The organism is Legionella yabuuchiae (assembly GCF_900640115.1).
Taxonomy (GTDB): Bacteria; Pseudomonadota; Gammaproteobacteria; order Legionellales; family Legionellaceae; genus Legionella_A; species Legionella_A yabuuchiae.
Genome location: NZ_CAAAIW010000009.1, coordinates 77,056 through 94,398 on the forward strand (window position 1 = coordinate 77,056; position 17,343 = coordinate 94,398).

Sequence of the window (17,343 nt, forward strand, 5' to 3'; positions counted from 1 at the left end):
ATAGTGATTATTTGCTATACTTACCATTAGCCTGTTTTAATTATAGGCATTACTGATTCATTTTTTGATAGGGAGATTAAGATGAATATTCGAGCAATAGTAATCGCTGGAACTTTGGCACTAACTCCACTAACTAGTATGGCTCTTGGTACAATGCCTTGGCAGTGGTTTGATGGCCAAACAATTATCACAACCGGTGGCGTATCTGGCTATTATATTGATGGCTATAATATCCCTCGTGAAATTTTCTTGGTTGGGGGTGCGCCTGTTGTGGTTGTCAAAGACAAAGATGACCATAAAAATCATTAATCCACACTAGCATGTAATGCGTTTAGGTCGGGCCAAGTCCCGACCTAATTTCTTTGCAATGGTCCTATTTTATCAACGCCTCGATCGATAACAAATTTTTAGAAAACGCATTAAGAAGCAAGTTATAAAAAAACCACCTATACTTTCTAAAAGGGTTTATTTATCACACTGCTAGGAGAACATCCTATTCATGGTAGCTCAAGAGTCTGCTCAAATTGCTTCAAATCTCCGAACGGATCTAGTCGAACAATTAGCTCAACTCGATGATATTAAGTTTCCTGTGCATTTTAGAAGTCATAATACCCCTCGTTGGAATAGTCAATTAAGAACGTTAACTGCGGAATATCGTGAAAAAAATCATAAGCGTTGAACATCCAGCAGATGTTTTTATGGCTGGTGCGGATTTGCAAAAACATCTGTCGATGTTAATCAATACGGCTTTGGAAACTATTGATTCAAACGTAACCTTACTCGTTGACCGCTCATCGCCCGGGTTTTCCCGTAAGCAGGTTAATGCAAGTAATAAATCCGAATAAATTCGCTCGTTAGACAGGATAAGATTCATGACTTGTTCTGCATTGTTGCAGCGCAACGTCTGCATTTGCAGCTCTGACAACCTGAGCAGTTGCTCGTTCGGGTCGTCGCTCGATGCTTCAAGTTCTTGCAAGCGTTCAATATCCTCAAGAGTAAGCTTTGCTCTATGGATAAATTTTTCTTGATAAAAATGCACCATCGCCTGGGCACCTGGGCCGTTTCGGGTGAAATTGCGAGAATCTTACTTGGAAAAGTATACTCTTTTAAGCGAGGATACCGGCGGTCAAAGTCAAAGGGAAAATGAATGGACTTTTTATTTTTACTGAAAATCTACTTTATAAGTTGTATATCTTTCCACTTCTTTGAGTGGAAGCGGTTCTTTTTTTTTTTTAGTGAAAAAGGAAAGAAATCGTTTCATAATTTATCTACATCTAACGGTTGGGTTAGCAAAACACATCGCTACGATGTTAAAAGTATAGACTTTGTTGTTAATGATAGTCGATTTTTCTGAACATTGCTGATGTTAAAAAGGTGTTCATGCAGAATACTTTAGCCATAAGGGCATAACTCGCTCTAGATAATCCATAAATTTAAATAATCCAACTCGATATTCCAAGGTTCCGTACCGATCCTGTTGCGCTTCGGGATACGCAATTCCTAAACCAAACAATCCTGGCGCAATAATTCCATTATGACGGTTGTAATCTAAGTCCGCATAATTCTGAATGGGCATCACGCGTTTTTGAAAGCCAATGGCATAGATTACTTTATCGCATTCGGGTAAAAATTTAGCGATATTTTGATCGCTAGAATAACAACGGACTAAATTTGGGGGCAACGTGCCGTCAATATTTTCGCGCGCCCATTCTGCCGTGGTGCCTTTTAAACCGGTGTCATCAAATAAAATCCAATCACCAAAATCCAGTGCATAGCGACATGGAGTACGATAAAAATTAATAATTTTTTTAGCGCCCAATTCGACTAAATAACGCAAAATAAGAATCGCTGAGTGAGAGGAGCCAAAAACCCCTAAGGTTTCATTTAACTGAATATGATGAGCAAGTTTTTCTTTATCGATAGCAACATCAAAAGGGATAACGTGCGTTTCTGGCTGGCTTAGGGATAAAGGTTCAGCGCCAATGGCCAGAATAACATTATTGGCTTCAAAGCACCTGTCTTTAGAATATAGAGACCATCTTCTGTGATGTAATTGAATGGATTCAATCCATTGCTGTTTAGCATGCACTTGCTGGCATAATTGTTCCGTGATCCACTGTAAAGGCTCAACAACAGCACTTAACTGGCAGGTTGTGGCTGGATCTAAGTCATTCAATTCGAACGATAAAGGCGCTGTTTCATACCCAAAGCATTGAGCGCCCTGTAAAAAATGGATAAATCGACTAACTTGCGTGTTACTGGAAACATTGCTCCATTTCTTACCAAAGTCCCCGACTGTAAATTTGGGGTCAATCCAAAGAATGTGTTCAGGTTTAATGCCAAAATCAATTAATTTACCCACAGCACAGATACCCGCAGGACCAGCACCAACGACCGCCCAGTGGTATACTTCTTCATCATGATTATTCATTAATTTAAACGCACACTTAAATTTGGAGTTTTTTATTTATATTACAATGCCATCCATAAGTTAAGAGTTAATGGAGAAAAATAGAAAGAGAGGCAGGATGCGTGCAACCAGAATTTTACCCCCCCGTTGCGAGGGAAATCCTACGTTATTGTTCAATTTGCTCCAAGATATTTTTTAAAACGAATTTTTCACCAACCACTTTGATTGCCTTTTTAAAGCGTTAACGCCCAATAAAAAATGGAATCAGTACGAGCTTACGTCGATTCTTTCTTGGTAAATCAAGTGATGCAAGAAAATGAATGTTGTAATGCTATGTAATAGGCTGTTTACATGTCGTCAAGATGTTTAAAGCCCAACTTATAATGATCAAGCCTTCTTGCCTGGAGGCAAAATAAAAGATCTGCGCCTGAGCTTTGTTAGGGAGAAAAGCCTTCTCAAATAGGATGAGTCCATATACGTTGCCTAATATCAAATATGAAGCATCCGAATCTGAACAACAAACCTATTTTGACCAAGCCCAAGCTAAGGTAGGTTGTCATGAAAATCTTTACTTCTGGGGAAGCTATTTGCGAGGTAGAAGGCTGAGTCGTTTTCGACCCAGCATGTGGAAGGGGTGTAACTTAAAAAAACTTGATTCCGGCGGGAGTTCCTTAATCAAGGTTCACTTATCAAAGAATCAGTCTTTCTTACAAGTAACTTTGGGAGATAACAAGTAGTGTGGGCTTGTATCGGCAGGGAACCAGGCAGCTTTTTGCTTAGAAATCATAGCCATGTTTGCTACATTTCCCCAAAAAAGATAACAATTATTTTTCTTGATATATTCACAGGTAATCTTACGAATATTGTCGGCATTGAATGCATCGGTATTTCTGATCATATAGTAATTGTACTTAGCAAGATTATCTTTCAAGTACACCACAGAAAATTGAGCATCAAGCTGAGTAGCTAGTGAAGATAGATCACACGGGGGGTATTTTTCCATGCTATTTTTAACTTTAGAATTAACTGAGGACTCGTTAATCGTAATTTCAGCATGAACCCAAGTGGTAAACAATGCCATACAGAGGCAGGAAAATTTCAGAATTAGTTTCATAAATAAGCTCCTTATTCTCAATGAATGCTATGAAAAAATAAAACGTTTTACTGATTGTCCTTGCTAACAGATTGAGGCGAGTATGCTTTAATAGGAAGCTTCATCCCTAATTTTTGAATGCATAATGCCTTATCACCATCAATAAGAATATATTTATTATTCATAGCATGAGCATCGGAAGAGTCTTGCTTAAAGAGACCCTCTGTAGAACCTTTCAAAAGTCCTTTCACGAGCGCCATCATGGAGATCGAATATAACGCGCAGTTGTGCTTGTTGGCATACTCTTGAAATAAGGAAGAAGCGTCAATTCCTTGCTGTTTCACTTCAACGGCCAAACCGGCAGGGTCTTTTAAAAAATGAAAGTTTTTATCTAAACGAGCGTCCTTTTTTAAAGCATCGAGAGAACAATAGTTTGACTTGGTATCTGCGCAAGTATTAGCTAAGGTTGTTATAGGAAAAAGAAGTGTCAGAGTGATAAATAAAATATTCAAATTTTTCATGCCAAATTCCTTTTAATGAACAATTAATTTTAATATAACACAACTAAATTATTTTTTTTCAACACGAAATTTTGTTACTTTCAGGGCTAATAGCAGTCAGCAACGGTGAGAAGAAGGATAATAACGCATTTTGAAAGATCACGGGTATAAATATCTAATGATGACCTCTGTACATGACAGGTTTTTTTGTCATGTACAGAGAATGATGACTGAAAAGACTTTAACAAACTATCGAAAGTAACTAGCAAGCTGAGCCCTTATTGCTTGCAGTCGTGAAATGAAATGTCATCAGACTCTAGTCGTATTGATAATTTTCATACTTATCCCTCGTCGATATTCTGCCTGATGCACTGGTCACTTTGGGCTAATTGATTGATTAATAATCGCGTAGATGATGCAATAACATCGTCTCTCTTCTCTGCGAGCTTATCATCACTCGTGTAATAAATTGCCATAATGATAGGATCACACCCTGGAGGCCAGATGACTCCCAGATCATTTGTTGTGCCATAGGCTCCACCAGTGCCTGTTTTATCTGCCACTCTCCACCCTTTTGGAAGACCGGCTTTAATACGAAAATCACCGGTTGTATTAGCGTTTAACCAGGCCATTAGCATCTTTCTTTGAGGTTTCGCTAAGACGTCAGTAAATACCAATTTTTGTAGACTTTTCGCCATGTCCTCTGGAGTAGAACTATCCTTTAAATTGCCTTTTCCACCAGAATAAGCTTCCTCAGGCCAGCCATTATCTTGTCGAAATGAATTGTTACCAAGAGAGCGAGCATAGAGCGTCATTTGCTCTAAGCCCCCCATTTTTTTAACCAACAAGTTCATGGCAGTATTATCACTGTAACTAATGGAGGCCGCACATAATTGCTCCACGGTCATACCCGATGAAAGATATTTCTTCGTAATAGGACTCCAATGAGTTAAATCATTTTTTGAGTAGCTTATTCTTTGCGACAACAAAGTAGGATCATTCATGCTTTGACTTAGAATAGTTGCAACACCAATAACTTTCGAAGTACAGCCCGTAGGAAAACGTTCATTTGCACGATAGTCTAGGTGCGTATGGTTTGCCGTATTAATAGCATAAATGCCGATTCGTCCTTTTGAGGAGGCCTCAAGTTCTGCAAATTTTTTTTGTATTGATGTCGATTGATCTGTCTCTGGAGTCGTTGCAAATGAAGAACTGTTAATAATGAAAAAAATACTAATGGTGATTAGATGAAAGAGTGGTTTGGTCGAAAGAAAATTCATGTCGCTCCTTTTTGGAGTTGTTGCTACTTGTTATCACTATACCCGTAATTGACCAAAAAATAGCATTTTGAATGATTACGGGTATAGACATCCCACAAGTGTTTAACAGGGTTAAAGTGAATATACCTATGATCTTTTAAAATGCGGCAGGGCGGAAAAGACAAAGCATAACTTAAGCATTTTAAAAGATCACGGGTATATAGTTGGATTTTTTGTGAATGGAATTTTATAAAAGTTTGTGGAGCTATGGAAGTAAAATGAAACCCTGGGATACGGCCCTTTGGGGCTACTCCCAGGCTACGCAAGGTGAATAGGCAAGATTGGAGCATTATCAAGAATGGTAAAGTCGCGGTGGGTTTTGGACAGTTTAGCAACGAGTTAAAGTCTAAAGTGTGAAACTCCTACTTAAGAAAAGCTTAATATTTTCCGTCTATAATTAAAACAATTGTAAAAATATTATTTATATTTAGATTCATGAAGGGAATACATAATGGTTAGAGGGTTAAGGTTTTTTTCAAAAAATATTAGAAATGTATCACACTGGAGGCGCGCTGTAGATGGGGCTAGAAAGATCCCACAGACCTCCCAAATGATTCTCCACGAAACGCCTCCTAATATATCTGGTTCTTTTCTATTGTCATGCCTGGGGTATAGCGCTATCGCTGGCATGTTTGGTGTTGTGGCTTATGTCAATTATAAAGTAAATTTTGAACCAAGGGAGCGCGTTATTCTTGCAGAAGTTAAAATACCACAAGCGTTACAATCAATCATAGATGGTGATGACACTGTATCTTCAAAGTCGACCTCATTATCAAATGGCAGCCTAAAAAATGACGTAATTGACGTTGGGGATTATAATGGCAACATTCGTTTTATGAAAAAAGGCGCTCAAAGTCGCGATAAATTAATCAAAGAATATATGGTGGGCTCAGCTTTGCATATGCTGGATCCAGATGTTCAGCCTGAATCTCATATCATTATGGAGCCTACTGAGAAACGAGGGGTTGGACAATTTTTTACGTTGTCTGAAATAAAACCTGCTTCAAAAGATGTAGAGGATTTTATCCTTAACGAGGACTGGCGAGCTAAAATTAAAGAAAAACCTATTAAAAATGTTGGCGCCACATTGTCTAAAGTCGCTTTAATTGCTGGCCAACAAGATTGCAAATTAGCAAATTTGGTAATAGTTGATATGGGGGCACATTACGAAATCAGTGTGATTGATCACGAATTATCTGGCATAAGATTTTTTAGTATTAATGAACGTCTTGCCTCTTTGGATGCTCAGAAGCTAGTCAGAATGATTCGAGATAAAAATGATCCTCAATATGCATTGCACGGTACACAAGATGTTAAGGATTTTATGGATTATCTCGAACAACAAATTTCAAAAGATGAAATCATTAATTTTCATAAAAAAGTACAAAGTACATCTTTTGACTCGTTAATTGAAGAACTTGAACATAAAAAAACCGCTTCGACGCTCGTGACACAGGATGATATCGAAATTTGGAAGAAAGAGTTCTTAACCTGGAAAGAAACCAGTCAGCAATTTTTAAAAAAATATGATTCGACTGCAGAACAGTCATCAAGTTTAACAGTATAGTTGAAAAGTATTTTTTTAATAGGTATATTAAATATTTTTTTTTTAAGATTTAAGGGTATTTATGAATTCGAAGAATGACAATTCCGTAGAAAGGCCTCAGCCTCCTAAAGGTGTTGAAACATTTCCATTTGGTATATTAGCTAGAAGCAAGAGTCGTCGTCAACTGAATTTTTTCCTTGACGGTGAAAAGCAAGAGGTTATATCTAGTGCAAAAGAAAAGGGTGCCTTATCCGGCGAAGTGCTTTTTACTCCCCCTAAGAAATAAAATTTTTTAATGAAATGGTGGAAAACGCAGTCTACTCTCTTAACCCCCGATAAATATGGCAAAAAATGTCAGCAGGCGTAGCCTGGGAGTAGGCCCAAAGGGCCGTATCCCAGGGTTACATTCACGACCTATTTATTCTCCAAATTCTCCTTGGCCACCATTATATCCCAATTTTCTTGCAATACTGCATTCTGAACATAACGATGAAAGCTGGAATAGGGCCTTTCTTTAGCTGAGGATACATATCCATGTTTAACAGGGTTAAAAAAATAAGTGCCGCCAGGCGTAAAATATCTGCGAAAATAAACCATAATTGTTTATAAAGTTGGATTTCTTGTGAATGGGATTTTATAAGGGTTTGTTGGGCTAAGGAAGTAAAATGAAACCTTGGATACGGCCCCTTTGGGCCTGCTCCCAGGCTACACTGGCTTTTTAATTTATAAATTTTGATGATAAATTATAGTGGGATAGATTATGTTGACTCTTTTTCATTGTAATACCTCATATGCTTCACAAAAAGTACGTATTTATTTGGCTGAAAAAAAATTGCCATGGCAAAGCGTACATATTGATTTACGCAAGCAAGAACAAATTAGTAGCAATTATCGGCAAATAAATCCAAATGGTACTGTACCTTCTTTAAAAGATGAGAAAGGAGTCATCCATTATGGGAGTACTGAAATTATGGAATTTCTAGAGGAAACTTATCCTAAGCCTAAATTATTACCATCCTCACAAGAACAGCGAAAATTAATTCATCAACTTTGTAAAGAGCATGAGTTGCTTCACGATCCGCATATACGCACGATGAGTTATTATAAAATTTTTATGTCACCAGAAAAGCGTTCTCAAATGGACATAAGGCGAGTTTTGGAGCTGGCTAAGCATCATCCGAATGCTAAGCGTGGCAGTTTTTTAGCTAAAGCAGTACAAGGAAAATTTACAAAAGCAGAAATTGCATTAGCTCAGAAAGCAATTATCGAAGCCTTGGATTTATTAGAAAAACACCTGAAATCGAACGGTAAATATGTTATCGGAACTCAATATTCCATAGCTGATGCTGTGTGCACTGCGACTATTTTTCGGATTAAAAAAATTGGTTTAGATGAGGAAATAAATAATTATCCCCATATTTTAAGTTGGTATAAAATAATGAAGCAACGAGAAAGCTTTGATTTAGCTAAATTAGAATAATTATTGACTTGTGACCTTCCTAACAACCAATTGGCGGCTATTCTCAAGCGCTTTATTTCAAAGCCGGCCCGAGCAAAGGTATCAGTTCGATCTATACCCCAAAACCTTAATCTTTACTTAAGGTTGCTAGTTTAAAATACTCATTTTTTTTCGTGGATTTTAAAATGAAAGAGACAGAAATTGGCCTATGGTTAGGACAAAAGAGCAGTCAGGCACTAAAACAAGAGGCCTTTAAGTTAGTCAATCAAGAAAGAAAAGAAAGGTTGCTGAAAGATCGTGATACAGATACTGATTATGGATATAGCTTTCCTGGTATCACTGGCCTAGATCTAAGTTGTTTATCGGAAATCAGGACTGATTTTGAAAAAACTGGAAAACGACCAATGGTCTTAGATATTGGAGCCGGCTTTGGCTCCATGACCTGGAAAATATTAGCTGCAGGCGCTCAAGTAGACGCAATCGAGTTACAAGCAGCTACTGCAAATGAATTAAACAAACGATTGCAAGGCATGAACACAGCGCTTTGGAATGGACAATCTCTGGATGAGCTACTTAACGTTCAAACCGGTGATGCGCTAGAAATCCTACAAGGTGACGATTATAAAGCAAAATATGATTACGTATGGTGCTCTTTTGTTATACATTTTATGACACCAGCACAAATTGAGACTTTAAAACAGCGCTTGAACCAAGTTTTAAAACCAGGTGGCAAGATTTTTATGAGGGCGAATTATGTGTATCAATTTAATTTTTGTGATGCCAATCGCTATGTACAAGCGGCATATCAACAAGCTATAAAATCGAATAGCGTTTGTCCGGGATTTATGACCATCAACATGGCAACCTTAATCGATCCTCTGCAAGATCAGATCGTGGATTACAAATTACTGTCTGCATATAATCAGGAGCAAATGACCGCTAATGGTATACCACTTGCAGTCAATGCTTATTGCAAAGGCAAACTCGCTGGATCGGCACAAGCATATGACTTTAAAGAAGTTTTCTCAGGTTCTTTTTCCAGACTTACTCATCCTAATGTATATAGTGTAAACAAGTTCTATCAAACCATAAATTTATTTGATCCTGAGATCGCTGAAATCACCTTTAAGCAGGCTGGCTTTGAGATTGTCTCATTCAATTTAGACATGGATTCACATAAAAAACCGTTGAATAAGAATCAAGATATTAATATTACAACCGTTATTTTAATGGAAAAGGAGCGAATCGGAGTTGAAGGGGCAGATGTAGACAGTGAGCAGCCATCCACAGCAATGTCACGATATGAATCAGGCTTGACCCGATTAAGTCAGTTTTTTGAGCCTGCTCCAGAAGCTAAAATTCAATTTAAAATAGAACAATTAAGTAACCACAAAATTAAGAAGTCATTACGTAGTGCACTTGAAAAACATGATTTTTCTTTACTATTACGTTGTGCCTGTGCTTACGGTAATTTACCTATTGTAAAGTTACTCCTGGAAAATAAAGACAACCTTGAAGTTAATATTAAACAAACCTCTTCTAATGGGAATTCAGCTTTAGACTGGGTTAAAAAGTCTTCTGTGGAGCCCAGAATAAAAGATGCTATTGAATCACTTCTGTTGGAGCATGGTGTTGAGCAAAAAATAGATTCTCCAGTTACTCAATCAGCTTAAAAAACATTTGTCTTTTCAAGAATAATTTTGAAAAAGACATGGTTTTAAAGGGTTTAACCTGGGATCAGAAACATCTATCACTGTGAATGATAGCGTTTGCGTGAGTTAGCAGGCGTAGCCTGGGAGTAGGCCCAAAAGGCCATATCCCAGGGTTACATTCACGACTAATTTATTCTCCAAACTCACCTTGGCCACCATCATATCCCAATTTTTTTGGGATACTGCATTCTGAACATAACGATGAAAACTAGAATACGGCCCTTTGGGCCTACTCCCAGGCTACGCTGGCGATTAATGCTTTCATACAGCATCATGGGCCATACTTTTCTCTTCAACTAATTTATTTTGTAACACCTGTATTTTTATAGGTTCAAGTAAATCAATATTTGAGTCATGATGCGTTGTAAGTATTATTCCTGCAAAGCTTGCTTTTTCCTTTAATATAGTCAATAACACGCATTGTGAATGTTTATCTAAACCATTCAATGGCTCATCAAGGACGATAAAGTCTGGTTTTCCTATGAGTGCTGATGCCAAAAGAAACTTCTTTTTAGTACCAAAAGACATATCAGCTATAGGGGTACTTTGATGGACTCTTAATTCCAGCCTATCTATAACTTCATTGATTTCATTAAGCGTACTTGTACGAGCACGTCCAATCCAGGATAAAAATTCAATACCTGTCAAAAAAGGATAGATAGCTAAGTCATCGGGAATATAGAAGATTTGCTTAGCATTAAGGCTGCTATCACCCACTAGATACTGATTGTTAATCATGATTGAGCCGGTATCTGGAGATTCCAGCCCCGCTATCAATCGCAGTAATGTGGATTTTCCCGCGCCATTTTTACCAATTAGGTGATAATTACGCTGATAAAATAAATAAGATAAATCTGAGAAAATTAATTTCTTATTAAAGGATTTACTTACATTTTTAAACTGTATGCTAATTTCCAAAAAATGCTCCTATCAATAAATACTGCATTAAGGTATGACCTATCGTATTTAAAAGTGCAGTGAATAAACAAAATCGAAGTGAGCAGGCATATAATACTCGATTGACTGCTATGGTTATAACATTCATGGTTAGAATTAAGATTAGCGATAAAATGGCGGGCGGCGTAGTGAATAAAGAAAAAACAATAATCGGCATGATCGATAAAATCAATATTCCACTAACAATAACTATTTCTATTGGCTGCCTGCTGAAAGATTGATAAGGAAAAATTGAATAAAAAACAGCATAATCCAATTCATCTTTTGCAAAAAATGTAAATAAAGTTGATAAGATATAGGACTCAATACTAATAAGTATTAATAGAAGACTAGTTCTATTGCCGCTCAATTCATAAGAAAAAAATAGATTAAAAGAAATAGCAGATAGGAATGTACATAGCGCTATTCTTATAAAAAAAGTATTTTTATTAGCTCTAAAGGTGGCTATTTGGGTCAAAAATAATACCCTTGGGGAGGAGTTTGCTGCTAATCCAGTTAATTGTTCTTTATTAGATATTTTAACATGTTTATTTTTTTTTTTATAAGGCTGTACCTTCAATGCAATGGCTGCACTTAACAACCCCACGCCTAATGCGGTAGTCACATTTAATACCCAAACCTCCTTAAGAGATACGGCTGCAATTAAAATTAATGAAAATGTTAATATCAATACGCCCCCTGTATTCTTATACAGGCTATTTAGTAGCAACACGACGATAGCCATGAGCATGGAACAGTAAAGACAATAGTAAGAAAATAAAAGCACCGGACGCGCTGGAAGCTGATAAAGTTTCCCTGCACCAAACAAAATAGCTATCCAAACTACATTTAAAGAAAGTAGGAGAATAACCATGTCAATTTTTTTATATACAGTAGATGGCATATATAGGGTATCTAAATAATCTCTAAACGTGCCTCCTTTAATGAATTTAGATTGGGCTTTGGTTAGCACTATCAGAAAAAATAAAAGGGGCATTAAAAATAATAATTTGACGCTCAAAGAAGAACTGGGTTCAATCATCGTGTAGAAGGGCACACCAATAGCTTGGATGCTTTTTATGCCTGGCGCTAATAAGCAAATAATAAATGCCGTTAATAACTTATGTCGCGCTAATAATTCTTTTGTTTCATTAAAATAATACTTCTTACGGAATTTTAAAAAATCTTTATTAAATTTCTGGTAGCTATCATTGATTAACTCGGGCATATTAAGGCACCTTCATTACAAAAAATTTCATGATTGATCCTTGTAAGAGTGGGAAAACAAATTGTTTTGGGGATTCGCGATAAAATATCTCTAGAATGACTAATAATGTTTGATTTTTTTAAGCAACTAAATTACTTAGAGCCTGCTTCTCTAAATCTTTCTCCAGACCCGAACTAGATTCATCTAAAATAAGAATTTTAGCCGGCGTTCGAGTAGGATCGGGGTGAAATACCCTTGGCCTACTCGAACGCCGGCTTAATATGATTACTGTGACTTACCACGCAGATCAATTTCCCAAATGTCTTCAATCACACCATTATTTTCAATATAAAATTTATCATAAAGATTAATTGTTGGATCGCAATGAGGCACAATAAGCTCTAGAACATCTCCATTTTTAGGAAGCTCGCAATTTTTATCTGCAGTGACTTTGCCATGCTCATCACCAAATCCACCCCAATCATAATGCAATCCTTCCTGACTGATAATTTTAGGTCTGTTTTGACTATCAAAATAAATGGATTTTGTTCCGCTATCAACGGTGACATGTTCATTCCTATTGCTGCTAATGACGGTGGTCAGAAGTGTCATGGCCGGTTTGAAGGTAGTAAATGAGGTAGGGTTATTCTTAGATCCTATTATACTATACTCAACATCCATAACCGTATAAGAACCAGGTTGGATTTCTGTCACCTCTGAGGCTTGAATATCGATATCATAAGTACCTGTTCCTGTGCCTGTTAAGATTGAGCAGGAAAGTCCTGATTTTTTGAATTGTTTGACTACATTACTTGCAATCTCCATGATCTGTAAGGAGCGGTTTTTTCTCTCTTCATATGATGTAATATGCTGAAGATTGCCGGCGTAGCATTGAATACCCATAAGATTTAGCCATTTAAATTCGCCTACTTTAACAGCAAAATGTAATGCATATTCTGGCTTTATACCCGTTCTACCTATCCCAGAATCTAAGTCAATTAAAATATTTATTCTAGATTGAATTAACTTACCTGCCTCATTTAAATCCGCTAAATTTCTTTCATTATCCACCACTACGATAGTCTCAGGAGCCTTTTTTATACATTCTATCAATCGTGCTATTTTATTTTTTGTTACCACAGGAGAGGTAATTAAAATATTACTTATGCCTTTGTTAATGAGTACTTCGGCCTCAGATACTTTCGCGGCACTTATCCCTATAGCGCCATATTCTATCTGCAGCTTAGCCAATGTTGAACATTTGTGAGTTTTTACATGCGGTCGAATATTAACCTGAGTATTGAGTGAATGTTGACGCATTACATTTAGATTAAATTCCAATGCATTTTTATCAATAACTAAACAAGGTGTGTCTAAATTATTTTTTTTCATTTTGTGTAATATTTGTGACATAAGACTCTCTTGAATTAAATTTTAAGATCTGATTTTTTTGTAGCAGATAGCAAATAAACAATGAAAAATTAACAACGAGCAAGTTATTACATAGAAAGTGTCAATATTTCCTAGCAATGGAACGAACGTATAAGGAGAGAAAAATTTTCCCATTGGCACGAATACTATGATTAAAAATGAAAAAAATATTGTGTATGTTTTATGATTTTTTATCAAAAGAGCAACTATTGAAAAAAATACAGAAAAAAATAAGCCATATAGAGTGATAAAGTAAACAATCAGTGACCACCATCCTTTCACATCACTATTATTGTACGAAAGCGTTAACAAGAGTAAGCAGGCAAGCAAGAAGCTAAAACTTAATATAAATAGATCTCGTGTAAATACTTCCGATTTTTTTAGGTTATGCTCAGGTTGGTTGATGAGAGGGGCTAGTTTTTCACAGTAATAAACTACAATAATAATTAAAGGAAGTGTTTGAAAAAAGCCTTCAAAGGAAGTATTGGCTGTACGATACAGAGTTGCAAATGTCGCACAAATAAAAACAACAAGAATAGACCAAGAATATTTATTAAAATTTTTAAGCTTATTGCTTCTTGGCATGTCCATGTGTTATTCCATTAATCAATGGCCTCTCTTTCTGCTAAGTGTACCCCAAGATGTACCAAGAAAGGTTGAGAACAAATTTTGATTTCACTAAAACCCTTGCTGGGCTTGGCTCCCCTTAGTAAGTATATTCCGAACTTAGAGGCGAGAGGAAGTGGTAAATTTTGGTCAATGTTACTCATATGTCGCATGAAAGAAATCAACTGTGAATTCTAATAAATGTTAGTGACAAAAAATTGATCTATCAGCAGCATTTGTGCTATTATTGCGCAATTAAGTTTTTCAGAGAATTGTTTTATGCCTACACCAACAGAGCATTTAAAAGAGTTATTAACGAAAGGAACGACTAGCCATGATTTCAAACAATCAGCAATGACCTTGGCAAGACAAGGGGCAGATATTACAGTGCGAAGTCGAGCTGGTTCAGAGCCTACGTTACTACATATTCTCGTTCATCAAAATGAGAACGGCGCAAATAATAACGAGATCGCTGAACTAGTTGGTTTAAACGCTGAGGTTTTAACAGCTAAAGACTATAATAATAAAACTGCGTGGCAATCATTGCTGGATGCTTTCACCAATCAGAAATGCAGTTTTGATAAATTCAAACAATCAGCAATGACCTTGGCAAGACAAGGGGCAGATATTACAGTGCGAAGTCGAGCTGGTTCAGAGCCTACGTTACTACATATTCTCGTTCATCAAAATGAGAACGGCGCAAATAATAACGAGATCGCTGAACTAGTTGGTTTAAACGCTGAGGTTTTAACAGCTAAAGACTATAATAATAAAACTGCGTGGCAATCATTGCTGGATGCTTTCACAAATCAGAAATGCAGTTTTGATAAATTCAAACAAACAGCAATGGCCTTAGCAAGATTAGGGGCAGATATTACAGCGCGAGGTCGAGCTGGTTCAGAGCCTACGTTACTACATATTCTCATTCATCATAATGAGAATGGTGCAAATAATAACGAGATCGCTGAACTAGTTGATTTAAACGCAGCTGTTTTAACAACTAAAGATTATTATAATAGAACTGCGTGGCAATCATTGCTGGATGCTTTCACAAATCAGCTATGCAGTTTTGATAAATTCAAACAAACAGCAATGGCCTTAGCAAGATTAGGGGCAGATATTACCGCGCGAGGTCGAGCTGGTTCAGAGCCTACGTTACTACATATTCTCATTCATCATAATGAGAATGGTGCAAATAATAACGAGATCGCTGAACTAGTTGGTTTAAACGCAGCTGTTTTAACAACTAAAGATTATTATAATAGAACTGCGTGGCAATCATTGCTGGATGCTTTCACAAATCAGCAATGCAGTTTTGATAAATTCAAACAAACAGCAATGGCCTTAGCAAGATTAGGGGCAGATATTACCGCGCGAGGTCGAGCTGGTTCAGAGCCTACGTTACTACATATTCTCGTTCATCAAAATGAGAACGGCGCAAATAATAACGAGATCGCTGAACTAGTTGGTTTAAACGCTGAGGTTTTAACAGCTAAAGACTATAATAATAAAACTGCGTGGCAATCATTGCTGGATGCTTTCACAAATCAGCAATGCAGTTTTGATAAATTCAAACAAACAGCAATGGCCTTAGCAAAATTAGGGGTAGATATTACAGCGCGAGGTCGAGCTGGCTCTGAACCTACTTTGCTCCATGTTCTCGCGCATCATAATGAGGAAGGCGTAAACAATCGAGATATAGCGGATTTAGTTAGTTTAAACGCGGCTGTTTTGGAAAGCAAAGATTATTACGGTCGCACACCAATCCATTTCTTATTGTGGAAAAATCACAATGTAACTATAGAAGCTATTGAAAAATTACTTTCAGAAGCTAATTTGCATCTTGTAGACAATCAGGATGCTACGCTTCTGCATGCGGCATGTCATTCCGGAAATTTACCTGTTGTTGAGTATTTTATTACTAAAGGGTTAAGTTTAACTGCATTAACAAACAGAGATGAGACTCTTATTCATTATGCTGTGTCGTCTGGTAATGTGGGCTTGATCCAATGGTTAATTGATACCAAAAAAATAGACATAAATGCACAAGATAAATCTGGTGAAACGGCATTACATTGTGCGACTAGGAAAAATAAACGTGAAGTGATCGAACTATTAACTTGTAATGGAGCTGACCTCACTATTAAAAATAATGAGGGTCAAAGAGCCTATGAGATTGCTACTCGCATGAAATATAATGACTTAGTTCCTTATTTGTTTAATCCAAAAGAGGAATTTTTTCATAAAATTAAAGCTATGCATAAATATGGTGAATTGCTTAAAGACCAAGGTGTATCTAAGGGGCAAGTTGCAATTGATTTAGCTAGTAACTTAACCATCATGGCAGAAGAGTTTTTCCAACAAACACCGGAACAACGTAATTTTGCTGAGTTCGAACTACGATTTTCAGCATTGCTGCACAGCAAAGATAAAGAAATGAGCGCCTATCGTATTTCATGGGGAACAATAGTTGCTAATATCGCAATTGCTTTGACAGGTGTTGGTCTCTTGTTCATTGCTGGAAAATTGATTCATTCAAAAGTAACAGAAAATCGCGCACTGTTCTTCTTCCAGAAGAGCAAAACGACAAGCGAAGAAAAAATTGCTGATGTTGAGCATGCTGCGAGCTTGATTGCTCAAAGTGCTTAAAACAGAGAATTTTTATTATTGCTTATTGTAATTTCTCACTTATGTCTCATCAGGAAACGGGCTTTTCTAATGAGACATATCCCCATCCTTCATTAGCTGAGTTACGAATTGAAAATTATATTGCTATAAAATCAACCTAGCGTGATGATCTGATCACGAAAAAATTAAGTTAAACAACAAACTAGGCCCTGACAAAGCAGCTAAGAATGTAATGAATCCTAAAGAACCGATACATTTTTCAGACTATTTTAATATTGATCCCGCCCCGCAAAAACGGACACTTTGCTAAGCAACTTTTTTAACTTCAAATAATTCCGGTGATTTATGGCCGATCATCGAATGAAGTCGTTTCCGATTATAATATATTTCGATGTATTCAAACACATGATTTTTAGCAATGGCACGTGTTGCAAACTTTTCCCCATGAATAGCTTCTACTTTAAAACTATGATTCCAGCTCTCCATGGCCGCGTTG

Annotated in this window: 16 protein-coding genes; 8 read left to right on the forward strand and 8 right to left on the reverse strand. The window is 36.8% G+C overall.

The window, feature by feature from the left end:
* Positions 1–81: 81 nt before the first annotated feature.
* From E1O47_RS05135 to E1O47_RS05145, 3 genes are all read left to right on the forward strand, one after another.
* The gene (locus tag E1O47_RS05135; protein WP_133130194.1) at positions 82–309 is read left to right on the forward strand and encodes a hypothetical protein; all 228 of its coding nucleotides are present in this window, start codon (positions 82–84) and stop codon (positions 307–309) included.
* A gap of 190 nt (positions 310–499) precedes the next feature.
* Positions 500–679: a hypothetical protein gene (locus E1O47_RS05140; RefSeq protein WP_133130195.1), complete on the forward strand. Its 180-nt coding sequence runs from the start codon at positions 500–502 to the stop codon at positions 677–679.
* Positions 657–845: a hypothetical protein gene (locus tag E1O47_RS05145; protein WP_133130196.1), complete on the forward strand. Its 189-nt coding sequence runs from the start codon at positions 657–659 to the stop codon at positions 843–845. The genes E1O47_RS05140 and E1O47_RS05145 overlap by 23 nt, the downstream gene beginning before the upstream one ends.
* Positions 846–1,378: 533 nt before the next feature.
* On the opposite strand, the gene E1O47_RS05150 is transcribed toward E1O47_RS05145, so the two are convergent.
* From E1O47_RS05150 to bla, 4 genes are all read right to left on the reverse strand, one after another.
* Complete coding sequence (locus E1O47_RS05150; RefSeq protein ID WP_133130197.1) at positions 1,379–2,431, reverse strand: pyridine nucleotide-disulfide oxidoreductase; 1,053 nt, start codon at positions 2,429–2,431, stop codon at positions 1,379–1,381.
* Positions 2,432–3,107: 676 nt separating this feature from the next.
* The gene (locus tag E1O47_RS05155) at positions 3,108–3,524 is read right to left on the reverse strand and encodes a hypothetical protein (RefSeq protein WP_133130198.1); all 417 of its coding nucleotides are present in this window, start codon (positions 3,522–3,524) and stop codon (positions 3,108–3,110) included.
* 47 nt (positions 3,525–3,571) lie between these two features.
* On the reverse strand, positions 3,572–4,024 hold the full coding sequence (locus E1O47_RS05160) for a hypothetical protein (protein WP_133130199.1): 453 nt from the start codon (positions 4,022–4,024) through the stop codon (positions 3,572–3,574).
* Between the two features lie 320 nt (positions 4,025–4,344).
* Entirely contained in the window at positions 4,345–5,283 is a 939-nt protein-coding gene (bla, locus tag E1O47_RS05165) for a class A beta-lactamase (RefSeq protein WP_133130200.1), read from the reverse strand.
* Between the two features lie 589 nt (positions 5,284–5,872).
* Here bla and E1O47_RS05170 point away from each other — a divergent pair.
* The 4 genes from E1O47_RS05170 (at position 5,873) to E1O47_RS05185 (ending at position 10,000) form a co-directional block, all read left to right on the forward strand.
* Entirely contained in the window at positions 5,873–6,889 is a 1,017-nt protein-coding gene (locus tag E1O47_RS05170; RefSeq protein WP_133130201.1) for a hypothetical protein, read from the forward strand.
* A 61-nt stretch (positions 6,890–6,950) separates the two neighbouring features.
* Complete coding sequence (locus E1O47_RS05175) at positions 6,951–7,154, forward strand: hypothetical protein (protein WP_133130202.1); 204 nt, start codon at positions 6,951–6,953, stop codon at positions 7,152–7,154.
* A 474-nt stretch (positions 7,155–7,628) separates the two neighbouring features.
* Positions 7,629–8,348 carry a glutathione S-transferase family protein gene (locus E1O47_RS05180; RefSeq protein ID WP_133130203.1) on the forward strand — a complete coding sequence of 240 codons (720 nt, stop codon included), beginning with the start codon at positions 7,629–7,631 and terminating at the stop codon, positions 8,346–8,348.
* Positions 8,349–8,512: 164 nt separating this feature from the next.
* A complete protein-coding gene (locus E1O47_RS05185; RefSeq protein ID WP_133130204.1) occupies positions 8,513–10,000 on the forward strand; it encodes a class I SAM-dependent methyltransferase in 1,488 nt (495 codons plus the stop codon).
* A gap of 300 nt (positions 10,001–10,300) precedes the next feature.
* Here E1O47_RS05185 and E1O47_RS05190 read toward each other — a convergent pair whose 3' ends face one another.
* The 3 genes from E1O47_RS05190 to E1O47_RS05200 all read right to left on the reverse strand — a co-directional run bounded on the left by E1O47_RS05190 (position 10,301) and on the right by E1O47_RS05200 (position 13,595).
* Positions 10,301–10,957 (reverse strand): ABC transporter ATP-binding protein, encoded by a 657-nt coding sequence (locus tag E1O47_RS05190; protein WP_133130205.1) that lies wholly within the window; start codon positions 10,955–10,957, stop codon positions 10,301–10,303.
* Positions 10,947–12,203 (reverse strand): hypothetical protein, encoded by a 1,257-nt coding sequence (locus E1O47_RS05195; protein ID WP_133130206.1) that lies wholly within the window; start codon positions 12,201–12,203, stop codon positions 10,947–10,949. Before E1O47_RS05195 ends, E1O47_RS05190 begins: the two co-directional genes overlap by 11 nt.
* Before the next feature lie 264 nt (positions 12,204–12,467).
* Positions 12,468–13,595 (reverse strand): DSD1 family PLP-dependent enzyme, encoded by a 1,128-nt coding sequence (locus tag E1O47_RS05200; protein WP_133130207.1) that lies wholly within the window; start codon positions 13,593–13,595, stop codon positions 12,468–12,470.
* A 903-nt stretch (positions 13,596–14,498) separates the two neighbouring features.
* On the opposite strand from E1O47_RS05200, the gene E1O47_RS05210 reads away from it, so the two are divergent.
* The gene (locus E1O47_RS05210) at positions 14,499–16,868 is read left to right on the forward strand and encodes an ankyrin repeat domain-containing protein (protein WP_133130209.1); all 2,370 of its coding nucleotides are present in this window, start codon (positions 14,499–14,501) and stop codon (positions 16,866–16,868) included.
* Positions 16,869–17,153: 285 nt separating this feature from the next.
* Here the strand turns inward: E1O47_RS05210 and E1O47_RS05215 are convergent.
* Positions 17,154–17,343 (reverse strand): IS3 family transposase (locus E1O47_RS05215; RefSeq protein WP_165475041.1); only part of this gene is annotated, 190 nt, incomplete at its 5' end.

Excerpts from the sequence above, each read along its gene's own strand:
- E1O47_RS05135 (WP_133130194.1), top strand. The coding sequence starts at position 82 with ATGAATATTCGAGCAATAGTAATCGCTGGAACTTTGGCACTAACTCCA.
- E1O47_RS05140 (WP_133130195.1), top strand. The coding sequence starts at position 500 with ATGGTAGCTCAAGAGTCTGCTCAAATTGCTTCAAATCTCCGAACGGAT.
- E1O47_RS05150 (WP_133130197.1), bottom strand. The coding sequence starts at position 2,431 with ATGAATAATCATGATGAAGAAGTATACCACTGGGCGGTCGTTGGTGCT.
- E1O47_RS05155 (WP_133130198.1), bottom strand. The coding sequence starts at position 3,524 with ATGAAACTAATTCTGAAATTTTCCTGCCTCTGTATGGCATTGTTTACC.
- E1O47_RS05160 (WP_133130199.1), bottom strand. The coding sequence starts at position 4,024 with ATGAAAAATTTGAATATTTTATTTATCACTCTGACACTTCTTTTTCCT.
- bla (WP_133130200.1), bottom strand. The coding sequence starts at position 5,283 with ATGAATTTTCTTTCGACCAAACCACTCTTTCATCTAATCACCATTAGT.
- E1O47_RS05170 (WP_133130201.1), top strand. The coding sequence starts at position 5,873 with ATGATTCTCCACGAAACGCCTCCTAATATATCTGGTTCTTTTCTATTG.
- E1O47_RS05175 (WP_133130202.1), top strand. The coding sequence starts at position 6,951 with ATGAATTCGAAGAATGACAATTCCGTAGAAAGGCCTCAGCCTCCTAAA.
- E1O47_RS05180 (WP_133130203.1), top strand. The coding sequence starts at position 7,629 with ATGTTGACTCTTTTTCATTGTAATACCTCATATGCTTCACAAAAAGTA.
- E1O47_RS05185 (WP_133130204.1), top strand. The coding sequence starts at position 8,513 with ATGAAAGAGACAGAAATTGGCCTATGGTTAGGACAAAAGAGCAGTCAG.
- E1O47_RS05195 (WP_133130206.1), bottom strand. The coding sequence starts at position 12,203 with ATGCCCGAGTTAATCAATGATAGCTACCAGAAATTTAATAAAGATTTT.
- E1O47_RS05200 (WP_133130207.1), bottom strand. The coding sequence starts at position 13,595 with ATGTCACAAATATTACACAAAATGAAAAAAAATAATTTAGACACACCT.
- E1O47_RS05210 (WP_133130209.1), top strand. The coding sequence starts at position 14,499 with ATGCCTACACCAACAGAGCATTTAAAAGAGTTATTAACGAAAGGAACG.